This is a genomic window from Shewanella donghaensis, from assembly GCF_007567505.1.
Lineage (GTDB): Bacteria > Pseudomonadota > Gammaproteobacteria > Enterobacterales > Shewanellaceae > Shewanella > Shewanella donghaensis.
The window spans coordinates 592,795-606,276 of sequence record NZ_CP041783.1 but is presented as its reverse complement, the minus strand read 5'-3'; the positions used below and the strand labels follow the sequence as shown (position 1 = coordinate 606,276).

The window sequence follows — 13,482 nt, the reverse complement described above, 5'->3', positions numbered from 1 at the left end:
AGGAGGCTTTTTAATCAAGCGTTAATTAAACATTAACCGCATCGACACGTTCACGCAGTTCTTTGCCAGGCTTAAAGTGCGGTACATATTTGCCTTCCAAGTCAACTGAGGTTCCAGTTTTTGGATTACGGCCAACACGCGGCGCACGATAATGAAGTGAAAAACTACCAAAGCCACGGATTTCTATACGATCTCCGCCTTCTAATGTTGTTGCCATTTGCTCCAACATTTCTTTAATAGCACTTTCCACTTCTTTCGCTGACAACTGCGACTGCCTAGTGGCAAGTTTTTCGATCAGTTCGGATTTAGTCATCCTGTACCCTCTATAATCAAGCCAAAACAGTCGCCTAATGGGGAGCTAGCTCCCCACACAACAGGCGATTTATTACTTACGAGCTGCTTTGAACGCTTCAGCCATTGCATTACTAATAACAGCATCATCTTGCTTGTTAATAGTTGCCATTGCTTCTTTCTCATCTGCTTCATCTTTCGCTTTGATAGATAAGCTGATAGAACGGTTCTTGCGATCTACGCCCATGAACTTAGATTCAACTTTGTCACCTACAGCAAATACTGTAGATGCGTCTTCGATACGCTCGCGAGAGATATCTGCAACGCGAAGGTAACCTTCAACAGTTTCAGCTAGTTCAATTGTAACGCCTTTAGCGTCAACAGCAGTAACTACACCATTTACAATAGTACCTTTCTTCTTATCTGCCAAGTAGGCATTGAAAGGATCATCTTCAGTTTGCTTAACGCCTAAGCTGATACGCTCGCGCTCAGGGTCAACTGAAAGTACTACTGCATGGATTTCATCACCTTTCTTGAATTCAGAAACTGCGTCTTCGCCAGTTCCGTTCCAAGAAATGTCTGAAAGGTGAACAAGACCATCGATGCCACCGTCAAGACCAATGAAGATACCGAAGTCAGTGATAGACTTGATCTTACCAGAAACTTTATCGCCCTTGTTGAAACGAGTAGCGAAATCATCCCATGGATTAGTCTTACATTGCTTAAGACCTAGAGAAATACGACGACGTTCTTCATCGATGTCTAATACTAGAACTTCAACTTCATCACCTAAGTTAACAACTTTAGATGGGTGGATGTTCTTATTAGTCCAATCCATTTCAGAAACGTGAACAAGACCTTCAACGCCTTCTTCGATTTCAACGAAACAACCGTAGTCAGTTAAGTTAGTAACGCGACCAGTTAAGCGTGTGCTTTCTGGGTAGCGCTTGCTGATTTCTAACCATGGATCTTCGCCAAGTTGCTTAAGACCTAGTGATACGCGTGTACGCTCACGGTCATACTTAAGAACTTTAACGTTGATTTCATCACCAACATTAACGATTTCAGATGGGTGCTTAACGCGCTTCCAAGCCATATCAGTGATATGTAGAAGACCGTCAACGCCACCTAAGTCTACGAATGCACCGTAGTCAGTAAGGTTCTTAACGATACCTTTAACTGCTTGACCTTCTTGAAGGTTCTCAAGAAGAGCATCACGTTCTGCACTGCTTTCTGATTCGATAACAGCACGACGTGAAACAACAACGTTGTTACGCTTCTGGTCAAGTTTGATAACTTTGAATTCTAATTCTTTGTACTCTAGGTGAGCAGTATCGCGAACTGGGCGAACGTCTACTAGAGAACCTGGTAAGAAGGCACGGATACCGTTTAATTCAACAGTGAAACCACCTTTAACTTTACCATTGATGATACCGATAACAGTCTCAGCATCTTCATAAGCTTTTTCTAGAACAATCCAAGCTTCATGACGTTTAGCTTTTTCACGAGATAATTGTGTTTCACCGAATCCGTCTTCAACAGAGTCAAGGGCAACATCAACTTCATCGCCAACAGCGATTTCTAAAACACCTTGAGCGTTTTTGAATTCGTCAGCAGAGATAGGGCTTTCAGACTTAAGGCCAGCGTCAACAAGTACAGTACCGTTTTCGATGCGAACAACTACACCGCGAACGATAGAACCAGGACGAAACTCTAAAGTTTCAAGGGATTGTTCAAATAGATCAGCAAAAGATTCAGTCATTTTATGATTACTTTCTTCTATAAACCACCATCCATCCTAGATGTGGAGTCAATTAATTTATTTACATCTTCCGTGATATAAATGTTGTTTCATAATTTCTCAGAATTAAGAAATTACGTTAAATTTTTATTGATGTGTTCAAGCACGAGCTCAAGCACTTCATTAATACCTATGCCACTAGTATCAATCACTAGTGCATCATCTGCAGCCACTAAAGGAGAGACTGAACGATTAATATCGCGGTCATCACGTTCAATGATTTCAGATAAAAGGCGGTCGATTTTAACATCGAAGCCCTTGTCCTGCAACTGTTTAAAGCGACGTTGCGCCCTTTCCTCTGCAGATGCAGTTAAGAAGATTTTTGCTGGTGCGTTTGGAAAAACCACGGTTCCCATATCGCGACCATCAGCAACAAGCCCAGGCTCATTACAAAAAGCACGTTGACGGCGTAATAATGCTTCTCTCACTCTTGGGAAAGCAGCTATTTTTGACGCCGCGTTTGAGCACTCTTGAGTACGGATACTGGTAGAGACATCCTCTCCTTCTAGAACAACTTTAACTTCTTGCTGTTCAGCAACCGTTAAAAATTGTACATCTAGATGTGCTGCAAGCAAGGTTATTGCTTCTTCATTCTCTAATTCAACATTATGATGAATGGCTGCAAGGGCTAATACGCGATAGATAGCACCGCTATCTAATAAATGCCAATCTAGGCGCTGCGCAACGAGTTGGCAAATTGTCCCTTTTCCTGCACCGCTTGGTCCGTCGATTGTGACTACGAGAGCACGTTCAGACATAAATTCCTCCGAAAAAATAACAATCTTCCATGAAAGTAAAAAAGGTTCATCAAAATGAGCGGGCGGCATTGTATAACAATTTCAACTAAAAAACTGAAGTAATTTGTAAGGACATTAACAAGATCAATACAACGGCAGTATCTTGACTGCCGTCATACTATTGAAATGTTACTGAGCTATTCTTGCAAACTCAGTAAAATAGGTAGGAAATGTTTTTGAAGTGCAATCTGGATCGTTAATGGTTATCCCGCAATCAGCAAAGGCCATCATTGAAAAACACATTGCCATACGGTGATCATTATAGGTATCAATGTTTGCTGTATTTAAGGTGATAGGTGGAGTAACAGCGATAAAATCATGACCTTCCTCTACAGTGGCACCAACTTTACGTAACTCAGTGGCCATTGCAGATAGACGGTCTGTTTCTTTAATACGCCAATTGTAAATATTTGTGATACGGGTGGTACCCGTTGCAAATAATGCTGCTGTTGCGATCGTCATTGCAGCATCTGGGATATGGTTCATATCTAAATCAACAGCGGTCAGTTTAGCTTGGCGTGAAATAATATAATCATCTCCCCACTCAATATCTGCACCCATTTTTTCAAGTACATCAGCAAATTTAACATCACCTTGAATACTTAACTTACCAACACCGGTTACTTTCACTTCACCGCCTTGTATTGCACCTGCAGCAAGGAAGTATGATGCAGAAGACGCATCACCTTCGACTAACACTTTGCCGGGTGACACATATTTTTGACCAGTAGGAATTTCAAAACGGCGGTAATCGTGATTAATCACTTTAACGCCAAAGCGAGCCATTAACGCAATGGTGATATCAATATAAGGTTTAGATACCAGTTCACCTCTGATATTGATGTTTACTGCATCTTTTGTCAGCGGTGCAACCATCAATAATGCGGTAAGGAATTGACTGGATAAATCCCCTGCGATTTCTACTTCGCCGCCATTTAGGCCATCGGCATTAATGGTTAATGGTGGGAAGCCATCATTTTTAAGGTAGTTAACATTAGCGCCTAATTGACGTAATGCATCAACCAGATCGCCAATTGGGCGTTCTTCCATACGTGGTTCGCCTGTTAAAGTGAACTCACCACTGCCTAGCGTCAGCGCGGCACATAACGGACGCATGGCTGTACCCGCGTTGCCTAAAAATAAACTTTGCGCTTGTTGTGCCGTAATTGGCTTACCTAAGCCTTGTAGCTCACATACGGTATTATTGTCTGATAATTGGTACTCAACGCCTAATTGCTTTAATGATGCCAACATATAACGAATGTCATCAGAATCTAATAAGTTAGTCAGTGTGGTTTTGCCTTCAGCTAAGGTAGCCAAAAGTAATGCTCTATTTGAGATACTTTTAGAGCCAGGAATATTGACGACTCCATTTACTTTTTTAATTGGATCAAGACGCAATTGTTTCATTACAAGTTCTTCTTAAATAACTTCCCGCTTTACGCGAAAATTAAAGTGTAAGGGCTAAAGAGAAAATGACGTCTTTGTCAATTTATCTATACGAATTAGATTGTATAAACTCAATAAATTATTCTTGGGTACAAATTTACTGATTGCAGCCAATGATTCAAGAGATAAGTGAAATTAAATGACCGTTTTAGGCTGAACTTGAATTATTTGCGTGAAAAAAGCGCATTTCTTAAGATTTAATAACCGAATATAAGGTAAACCGTCATAAAACTTAAATTTTTATCGGTAAAGTGTAAACCTAACACCTTTGGAATAACTATTTTTAAGCCTTTATCTAAATAGGCATTTCAATCCGTATTTAAACCACGTTATGCTTAAGTGAATCCTACTTCTGTTTATATAATATAAGGTCAATGGCCATGTTTAACACGTTAACTGCAATGCCTGCAGATCCCATTCTTGGTTTGCTTACTCAATACCGTCAAGATTCACACCCCCAGAAAATTGATTTAGGTGTTGGTGTCTACAAAGATCCTGTAGGGCACACCCCTATTCTTGATTGTGTAAAAACAGCAGAGCGTCTTCGAACAGAAACTGAAACAACGAAAGTTTATATTGGCCCTACCGGTTCTCCTCAGTTTAATAGCTTAATGACTGAGCTTGCATTTGGCTCGACTCATAGCGCATTAATCGCTGACCGCATTAGAACAGTATCAACACCTGGTGGCACTGGAGCACTTCGCGTTGCCGCTGAATTTATTAAAAGTTGTAATCCAAACGCGGTGTTATGGGTTAGCGATCCAACCTGGGCTAATCATACTGGATTATTCGAAGCTGCTGGTATTACAGTTAAGACCTACCCTTACTATGATTACGATTCTAAATCGCTGAAATTCGATGAAATGAAAGCCGCACTGAATAATATCGGCAGTGACGATGTGGTATTACTGCACGCATGTTGTCATAACCCAAGTGGCATGGATTTAACCAAAGCACAGTGGGATGAAATCATCAGCATTACTGCTAAACAAGGTTTTACACCATTGATCGACATGGCATACCAAGGCTTTGGTGACGGTGTTGAAGAAGATGCTTATGGCGTGCGCCAAATGGCCGCTAAAGTTGAAGAAATGATCCTATGTAGTTCATGTTCTAAAAACTTTGGTTTATATCGTGAACGGATCGGTGCTTGCAGCATCATAGCTAAAGATAGTAATAAAGCGAATATTGCTTTTTCGGTGTTGTTATATGTTGTGCGTTGTATTTACTCAATGCCGCCAGCTCATGGTGCAGCGCTTGTTGAAACCATTCTAGGTGATTCAGAGTTGAAGCAACAATGGTTAGACGAGTTAACCGGCATGCGTAACCGTATTAACGGCAATCGCCAAATGTTGGTAAATAAACTTATTGAGCATGGCGTAAAGCAAGATTTCAGCTTTATCGCTAACCAAAAAGGTATGTTCTCTTTTTTAGGCATTAATGCCGCACAAGTTGAAACATTAAAACAACAACACAGTATTTATATGGTAGGTTCAAGCCGTATGAGTATTGCGGGGATAAGTGAAGCGAATGTTGATTACCTTGCAAAATCAATCGCAACTATTCTTTAGCGTTTTAGCTCAATGAAGAGTAAAATAAAAAGCCAATAATGAATATTCATTATTGGCTTTTTTGTTAATCTCTGTTTATAAAGTTACTTTTGTAATAACTCTTTTTATTATTAGCTATTTTGCTTTGCAAAAGACTTCATGAAATCCACTAAAGCCTGCACACCCGCTAAAGGCATGGCATTGTAAATACTCGCGCGCATTCCGCCGACGACGCGATGGCCCTTTAAGGCCACTAGACCCGCTTTTTCTGCTTGGGCTAAAAACTCACCATCTAGACTATTATCAGTTAACTGAAAGGTTACATTCATTCTTGAGCGATTGTGATTGGCAACGCCATTGGTATAAAACGGATTACTGTCGATACATTGATACAGTAACTGCGCCTTTTGCTGATTCAATGCTTCTATCGCACTAACACCGCCAACAGAGGTTAGCCAATCAAATACTTCAGCAGCTAGATACCAAGCAAACGTAGGTGGAGTATTAAACATTGAACCATTAGCTTGAGCGATACTGTAATCCATAATAGATGATTGCGGTAAACTCGGTAACTGCAACATATCATCTCTTACAATCACGATAGATAAGCCTGAAGGACCGATATTTTTCTGCGCGCCAGCATAGATTAACCCGTATTTACTCACATCAATTTTACGAGACATAATGGTTGAAGACAAATCAACAACTACCGGCCAAGGACAGTTAATATGATCAAATATCTCTATACCATCCACCGTTTCATTGGCACAAAAATGTAGGTACCGATAGTCTTTAGTGCTTGAAGAAAAATCGGGCATGACCACTTGATTTAACCCATCAACTTTTTCAACAATGCTGATTTGGTCTATATTGTTTTCACCAACCAATTTTACAGCTTCTTTAACAGCTGCAGTTGACCATTGACCATTGACTAAATATAAGGCTTTCCCATTGTCGCCAAGGAAATTATTCACCACATTAGTGAACTGCCCACGACCACCACCATGCATAAACAACACATGATAATTTTCTGGAATATCCATTAATGTACGAAGTGTTTTATCAGCGTGTTCAGTTAATGCGATAAACTCCTTACTGCGATGGCTAATTTCCATAACGGACACACCCAAACCATTCCAATCGATTAATTCTTGCTGTGCTTTTTGCATCACAGGTTGAGGTAACATGGCAGGTCCAGCACAGAAATTATAGATAGCGCTCACAGCATTGTCCTTTTATCGTTTTTAGTTAACACATTAATTATGTGTTTATTTCTCTGCAGTATATCGCAACTGTTTGGAGGCTAAAATGAAAATAAATCATTAGGGAGTGATATATAAGAACAAGTTCCTGCCTATTCGGGTAAACAATAATTTCTAAGATGAGTAATTGATCTGACTAATGACTAGTAAATTTGTCTTTTTTGCACAACAATAGTCATTATAAAGTGCTTCATAAATGTAATTATAATGCTTAAGCAGCAACTTTTTATCGCTCGTTTGTAATTGAAGCAAATAACAAAAAAGAATAAATACCGTTAAGCGGCCAAGTGGATATAAACATGTTGTCAAAACCGACCCTATTGTTGGGCTCTATTTCTTTATCTTTAAGCGCGATGCTAATTCCGCAATCCGCTCAAGCATCACAATTTGATGCCATAACAGAAAAATTCAAACAAAATTTTCACAGTAAACTTAAAAAGAGCAAAGTTCCTGGTGGTGCTTTCGTCATTGTCGAAGGCGATAAAGTATTAAAACTAAGCTATTACGGTAAACGCAGTAAAGGCGGTTCTCTGAACGTTAATGCCAATACAGTATTCAGATTAGCCTCAGTGTCAAAAACCTTTGCTGGCACCCTTGCAAGTATGTTAGTTCAAGAAAAAAAGCTCGACTGGCAACAGCCTATTAATTCTTACCTTCCTTCATTCGCATTAGCAGATCCTAAGCGCAGTCAGCAGATTAATCTTGGACATATCATAGGCCAAAGTACTGGATTGATGCCTAACAGTTATGACAACTTAATCAATGCAAATGTGAACATGGACAAAATTGTCAGCAAATTCTCTGAATTAACCCCCATGTGTAATCCTGGAGTGTGTTATAGCTATCAAAATGTGGCATTTTCATTTATTGAATCCGCGATTGAACAAAAAAGCGGACAAACTTACGAAAACTATATTGAACAACGTATCTTTACTCCCTTAGATATGAAAACCGCTTCTGTAGGCTTTGAGGCTTTTAAGCAACAAAGCAATCGTGCTGAACCTCATGTTAAAACTAAGTCAGGCTTTAAAAAAGTAAAAGTAAAATCTAATTACTACAAACTCGCACCTGCTGCTGGTGTTAATGCCAGTATTACTGATATGTCAAAATGGTTAATTGCCAATTTAGGTGAGAAACCAGCCGTTTTATCTCCTGCTGTCATCAATGATGTGACGACACCGGGTGTCAAAACAACAAAGGAATTACGTCGCCGTGATTGGCGTGCACACCTTGATAATGCTCATTACGGTAAAGGTTGGCGAGTATATGAATTCGAAGGACGACCACTGATTTATCATGCTGGTTGGGTTGCTGGATATGTTGCTGAAATATCTTACTCACCGGAGCTTAATATCGGTATGGTAATGCTATTGAATGGTGAGTCGAGAGTGATTGCCAAATTGAGTTCTGCTTTTTGGCATGATGCATTTAAACAACAAAGTAATTAATACTTTTCAGGTTATACCCTAAAGATAATGACTGACTCTATATTCAAGCCACCATTCTTTATCTTTGTGCATTGGTATTTGAGTCATAACCGGTAAACTATTAGCAACAAACTATGAGCAATAAAAAAGGATGCCAAATGGCATCCTTTTTTTGTCACTCAAACAATACGCAAATATTAATCAATCAATATTATGCATCGTCTTCTGACGGAGTATCTGTAGCTGGCGTCTCTGAATCAGTAGTTGCTTCAGTAGTTGCTTCAGTAGTGGTATTAACTACCTCACCTTCAATAGCTTCAACTTCTTCGCCTTCAAGTTCAGTGTCATCAACTTGGATTTCTTCAATTCGCTGTAGACCAACCACTTTCTCATCTTCAGCAGTACGGATAATCGTTACACCTTGCGTGTTACGACCAATCAGCGATACACCTACTGAAGGGGTGCGAACCAAAGTACCTTTGTCACTAATTAGCATAATTTCATCAGTTTCAGTCACTTGAACTGCGCCAACAACCGCGCCATTACGGTCACTTACTTTGATTGAAACAACACCTTTAGTGCCACGGCTCTTAGCAGGGTACTCAGCTAGATTAGTACGCTTACCATAACCATTTTCAGTTACAGTTAGAATGTCACCCTCTTCTTTAGGAATGATCATCGAAACTACTTTCTGACCCTCTTCAAGTTTGATACCACGAACACCTGTTGCAGTACGGCCCATAGGACGGATTGCAATCATGTCTTCGCCAGTTTCAGGATCTTTCTTCACTTCACCGGTTTCTGAATCACGAACTTTCTCATTAAAGCGAACCACTTTACCGACATTAGAGAACAACATGATGTCATTGCTGCCATCTGTGATATCTACACCAATTAGTTGGTCATCATCTTTAAGATTTACTGCAATAATACCGTTTGCACGTGGATTACTATAGGCAGTTAATGCTGTTTTCTTAACGGTACCGTGAGCTGTTGCCATCACAATGTACTTGTCATCAGCATATTCACGAACTGGTAAGATTGCAGTAATGCGCTCACCGTCAGAAAGTGGTAACAAGTTAACAATTGGACGACCACGAGCGGTACGACTAGCAAGCGGTAACTGGTAAACTTTAAGCCAGTACATTTTGCCGAAGTCAGAGAAACACAAAATCGTATCATGTGTATTAGCCACTAATAGTTTTTCAACGAAATCTTCGTCTTTAACTTTAGTTGCAGCTTTACCTTTACCACCACGACGCTGTGCTTGGTAATCCGTTAGCGGTTGGTACTTCGCATAACCCATATGAGATAACGTCACTACCACATCTTCTTCATTGATTAAGTCTTCTAAACTCATATCAATTTCATTTTGATTAATGATAGTGCGGCGTTCATCACCGTACTGGTCTAGCATTTCATTTAATTCTTCTTTGATCACTTCCATTAAGCGCTCAGGACTACGAAGAATGAATAATAAGCTTTCGATGAACTCAAGTAACTCTTCGTACTCTGAAAGAATTTTCTCGTGTTCTAGACCCGTTAAGCGATGTAAACGTAATTCTAGAATAGCTTGAGCTTGTTGCTCAGTCAGGAAGTACTTGCCATCACGGATACCGTATTCAGGTTCCAACCACTCTGGACGAGCCGCATCATCACCTGCTTTTTCAAGCATGCCTTGAACGTGTCCGAGATCCCAACCTTGGGCAATTAATTTAACTTTCGCTTCGGCAGGGGTTGGCGATTCTTTAATTAACGCAATGATTGGGTCAATGTTTGCTAAAGCAATAGCCAGCGCTTCAAGGATATGAGCACGTTCACGGGCTTTGCGTAATTCAAATACAGTACGGCGAGTCACGACTTCACGGCGGTGAAGTATAAAGCACTCAATCATTTCTTTAAGGTTAAACAATTTAGGCTGACCATTAGTCAATGCCACCATGTTGATACCAAAAGAACACTGCATTTGAGTTTGAGAATATAAGTTATTTAAAACAACTTCGCCGACTTCGCCACGTTTGATCTCAATAACGATACGCATACCGTCTTTATCAGATTCATCACGTAGACCGGTAATCCCTTCAATCTTTTTATCTTTAACTAGCTCGGCAATCTTTTCGATTAGACGTGCTTTGTTAACTTGATAAGGGATCTCAGTAACAATGATGCGTTCGCGACCATTGTTATCTTCAATTGCAGCTTTTGAACGCATAATCGCACGTCCACGACCGGTCTTATAAGCTTCAATGATACCTTTACGGCCATTAATGCTTGCAGCAGTCGGGAAATCAGGACCTGGTATGTATTCCATCAATTGCTCAATAGATAACTCAGGTTCTTCGATTAATGCCAAACACCCTTTAATCACTTCCGTGATGTTATGAGGAGGAATGTTTGTTGCCATACCAACAGCAATACCAGATGCGCCATTAATAAGTAGGTTTGGTACGCGTGTAGGTAAAACCGCAGGGATAAATTCAGTACCGTCATAGTTAGGTACAAAGTCTACGGTTTCTTTTTCTAAATCGGCAAGTAAAGAATGTGCCAACTTACGCATGCGAATTTCGGTGTAACGCATCGCAGCCGCTGAGTCACCATCAACAGAACCAAAGTTACCTTGGCCGTCAACAAGTGTGTAGCGTAATGAGAAAGGTTGCGCCATACGTACGATGGTGTCGTAAACAGCAGTGTCACCATGTGGGTGATACTTACCAATAACGTCACCAACAACACGAGCTGATTTTTTATATGGCTTGTTGAAGTCGTTTTTCAATTCGTTCATAGCAAAAAGAACACGACGGTGAACTGGTTTTAAGCCATCTCGTACGTCGGGTAATGCACGACCTACGATTACACTCATCGCATAATCTAAATAAGAATTCTTTAGTTCGTCTTCGATGTTAATTGGCGAAATTGATGATGCCGGATCAGTCATAAACTGCTCGTTCCCCTAAAATTAGCGCACAATAATTATTCCATTTTATTGTGTCGCTCAAAAACGTGATTTGGCATTCTAACACAGATATTTAAAGAGGCCAGACCCTATAACAAGGAAATATTACGGCTAGGAGAAAACAGATCAAAAATTGATTAGATTCAAGTATATTGATTAGATAGTTCTACTATTTTATTTGGTCATTTACAGCTAAAACTAAGCAATGTCGAATTTATCTACAGTCATTGGTGCATATTCCAGCAACCAAAAGTGAATCTTGTTTCATCTCACTATGTTTATTAAATCGTATGGTTATAATACCTGCAATAACTACTAATAATTCATGGGTTCTCGATATGTCTAACCAAGAACAAACCACACAGCAAAATGTTGATCATCAAGAAATCGAAAAATTTGCCCAAATGGCAGAGTCATGGTGGGATCCAAATGGTAGCTTTAAACCTCTTCACCAACTCAATCCATTACGCTTAAATTATATAGATCTTACCAGTGGTGGTATTTTTGGTAAGCAAGTATTAGATATTGGCTGTGGCGGCGGTATATTGTCAGAAAGCATGGCTAAGATTGGTGCTAAAGTCACTGGATTAGATATGGGTGAGGCTCAAATTGAAGTCGCTAAGCTGCATGCGTTAGAAATGGGTATCGATATTCATTACGACACTATGACTGCAGAAGAACATGCTGAGCAGCACAAAGGTCATTACGATGTTGTGACTTGTATGGAAATGCTAGAGCACGTCCCTGACCCACTTTCGGTGATTAAAGCCTGTTGTGACATGGTTAAACCCAATGGTTATGTGTTCTTTTCTACTATTAATAGAAATATCATGTCATATATCCAAGCCATTGTTGGTGCAGAGTACGTATTGAAAATGCTGCCTAAAGGGACACATGATCACAGCAAATTTATTAAACCATCTGAATTAATTAACTTAGTAGACAGAACTGACCTACATTGCCGTGACGCACTCGGTATTACCTACAACCCATTGTCTGGCGTTTATAAGTACACTAATAAAGTTGATGTGAACTACATGATTGCTACTCAAAAAGACGATACATAGCCAATATTAGTAAGGCACCATGGTTATGGTTATTAATGAGTAAAGAGTCATAAGTAATGCGTTTGTGAAATAAACAAACGCATTACTATTTTATCCAGCTAAGTCTCCAACAGTTTTATCGAGTTCATTTCATTACAGGAAAATTATGAATAACATCAAAGGTGTACTATTCGACTTAGACGGTACTTTAGCTGATACAGCGCCCGATCTTGTTCATGCATTAAATCTGAGTTTGAAAGATAGGGGTATCGCCCCAAAAAGTATTGAATCACTGCGCTATGCTGCATCTAACGGCAGTCTTGCTTTAGTCAAAGCGGGTGTACCTGAACTAGAAGAACAACAACAAATCGCAATCCAACAATCTTTGTTAATCCACTATCAGCAAGTTAATGGTGAAAAAGCATCACTATTTGCAGGCTTTGAAAATTTTCTGCTATTTCTGGAACAACAGAATATCCCTTACGGTATCGTGACTAATAAGCAAGCCCGCTTTACTCGACCTCTTTTAAAAGCATTAAAAATCGAAGCTAAGCTTAAAACGATTATCAGCGGTGATTCTACTATGCACCCAAAACCTCATACTGCGCCGATGTTATTAGCAGCCCAGCAAATCAACTGTAAGCCAGAAAGCATTCTTTATGTTGGTGATGCCCAAAGAGACTTAATCGCCGCTCAAAACGCCTGTATGGTCGGTGCAATAGCACTATGGGGCTATCTATCAGAAGATGATAACCCGAACGAATGGCCAAGTGATTTTCAATTCAATAATGTCAATGAATTACATCAAGCATTCCTTAACAAATCTTAAATATAAAAAGCAAACTTTTTTTATAGCAAAACAATCGATCGCTGTTTATTGTAGCGATCGAAATTATGTTTATTCCC

The 13,482-nt window shown here is 39.8% G+C and carries 10 protein-coding genes; 4 read left to right on the top strand and 6 right to left on the bottom strand.

The annotated features are described in order from the left end of the window. Positions 1-25 precede the first annotated feature (25 nt). The 4 genes from ihfB to aroA all read right to left on the bottom strand — a co-directional run bounded on the left by ihfB (position 26) and on the right by aroA (position 4,299). Positions 26-313 (bottom strand): integration host factor subunit beta, encoded by a 288-nt coding sequence (gene ihfB, locus FPK91_RS02505; RefSeq protein ID WP_144207524.1) that lies wholly within the window; start codon positions 311-313, stop codon positions 26-28. Positions 314-385: 72 nt separating this feature from the next. After that, positions 386-2,053: a 30S ribosomal protein S1 gene (gene rpsA, locus FPK91_RS02500; protein WP_144207521.1), complete on the bottom strand. Its 1,668-nt coding sequence runs from the start codon at positions 2,051-2,053 to the stop codon at positions 386-388. A gap of 113 nt (positions 2,054-2,166) precedes the next feature. Further along, positions 2,167-2,850 (bottom strand): (d)CMP kinase, encoded by a 684-nt coding sequence (gene cmk / locus FPK91_RS02495; protein WP_144207518.1) that lies wholly within the window; start codon positions 2,848-2,850, stop codon positions 2,167-2,169. Positions 2,851-3,018: 168 nt separating this feature from the next. Next, positions 3,019-4,299: a 3-phosphoshikimate 1-carboxyvinyltransferase gene (aroA, locus tag FPK91_RS02490; protein ID WP_144207515.1), complete on the bottom strand. Its 1,281-nt coding sequence runs from the start codon at positions 4,297-4,299 to the stop codon at positions 3,019-3,021. Positions 4,300-4,718: 419 nt separating this feature from the next. Between aroA and FPK91_RS02485 the strand changes: the two genes are divergently transcribed. After that, the gene (locus FPK91_RS02485) at positions 4,719-5,909 is read left to right on the top strand and encodes an amino acid aminotransferase (RefSeq protein WP_144207512.1); all 1,191 of its coding nucleotides are present in this window, start codon (positions 4,719-4,721) and stop codon (positions 5,907-5,909) included. A gap of 110 nt (positions 5,910-6,019) precedes the next feature. Here the strand turns inward: FPK91_RS02485 and serC are convergent, their stop codons facing one another. Continuing rightward, complete coding sequence (gene serC / locus FPK91_RS02480; protein ID WP_144207509.1) at positions 6,020-7,111, bottom strand: 3-phosphoserine/phosphohydroxythreonine transaminase; 1,092 nt, start codon at positions 7,109-7,111, stop codon at positions 6,020-6,022. 338 nt (positions 7,112-7,449) lie between these two features. Between serC and FPK91_RS02475 the strand changes: the two genes are divergently transcribed. Then, the gene (locus FPK91_RS02475) at positions 7,450-8,598 is read left to right on the top strand and encodes a serine hydrolase domain-containing protein (protein ID WP_144207506.1); all 1,149 of its coding nucleotides are present in this window, start codon (positions 7,450-7,452) and stop codon (positions 8,596-8,598) included. 190 nt (positions 8,599-8,788) lie between these two features. On the opposite strand, the gene gyrA is transcribed toward FPK91_RS02475, so the two are convergent. After that, the gene (gyrA, locus tag FPK91_RS02470) at positions 8,789-11,512 is read right to left on the bottom strand and encodes a DNA gyrase subunit A (protein ID WP_144207503.1); all 2,724 of its coding nucleotides are present in this window, start codon (positions 11,510-11,512) and stop codon (positions 8,789-8,791) included. A gap of 356 nt (positions 11,513-11,868) precedes the next feature. Between gyrA and ubiG the strand changes: the two genes are divergently transcribed. Together ubiG and FPK91_RS02460 are read left to right on the top strand one after the other, a co-directional pair. Then, the gene (gene ubiG, locus FPK91_RS02465) at positions 11,869-12,597 is read left to right on the top strand and encodes a bifunctional 2-polyprenyl-6-hydroxyphenol methylase/3-demethylubiquinol 3-O-methyltransferase UbiG (RefSeq protein ID WP_144207500.1); all 729 of its coding nucleotides are present in this window, start codon (positions 11,869-11,871) and stop codon (positions 12,595-12,597) included. A 145-nt stretch (positions 12,598-12,742) separates the two neighbouring features. Next, positions 12,743-13,405: an HAD family hydrolase gene (locus FPK91_RS02460; RefSeq protein WP_144207497.1), complete on the top strand. Its 663-nt coding sequence runs from the start codon at positions 12,743-12,745 to the stop codon at positions 13,403-13,405. Positions 13,406-13,482 lie beyond the last annotated feature (77 nt).

What these genes read in the sequence shown, in the direction of transcription:
- ihfB (WP_144207524.1), bottom strand. Translation starts at nt 313, where the DNA reads ATGACTAAATCCGAACTGATCGAAAAACTTGCCACTAGGCAGTCGCAG.
- rpsA (WP_144207521.1), bottom strand. Translation starts at nt 2,053, where the DNA reads ATGACTGAATCTTTTGCTGATCTATTTGAACAATCCCTTGAAACTTTA.
- cmk (WP_144207518.1), bottom strand. Translation starts at nt 2,850, where the DNA reads ATGTCTGAACGTGCTCTCGTAGTCACAATCGACGGACCAAGCGGTGCA.
- aroA (WP_144207515.1), bottom strand. Translation starts at nt 4,299, where the DNA reads ATGAAACAATTGCGTCTTGATCCAATTAAAAAAGTAAATGGAGTCGTC.
- FPK91_RS02485 (WP_144207512.1), top strand. Translation starts at nt 4,719, where the DNA reads ATGTTTAACACGTTAACTGCAATGCCTGCAGATCCCATTCTTGGTTTG.
- FPK91_RS02475 (WP_144207506.1), top strand. Translation starts at nt 7,450, where the DNA reads ATGTTGTCAAAACCGACCCTATTGTTGGGCTCTATTTCTTTATCTTTA.
- gyrA (WP_144207503.1), bottom strand. Translation starts at nt 11,512, where the DNA reads ATGACTGATCCGGCATCATCAATTTCGCCAATTAACATCGAAGACGAA.
- ubiG (WP_144207500.1), top strand. Translation starts at nt 11,869, where the DNA reads ATGTCTAACCAAGAACAAACCACACAGCAAAATGTTGATCATCAAGAA.
- FPK91_RS02460 (WP_144207497.1), top strand. Translation starts at nt 12,743, where the DNA reads ATGAATAACATCAAAGGTGTACTATTCGACTTAGACGGTACTTTAGCT.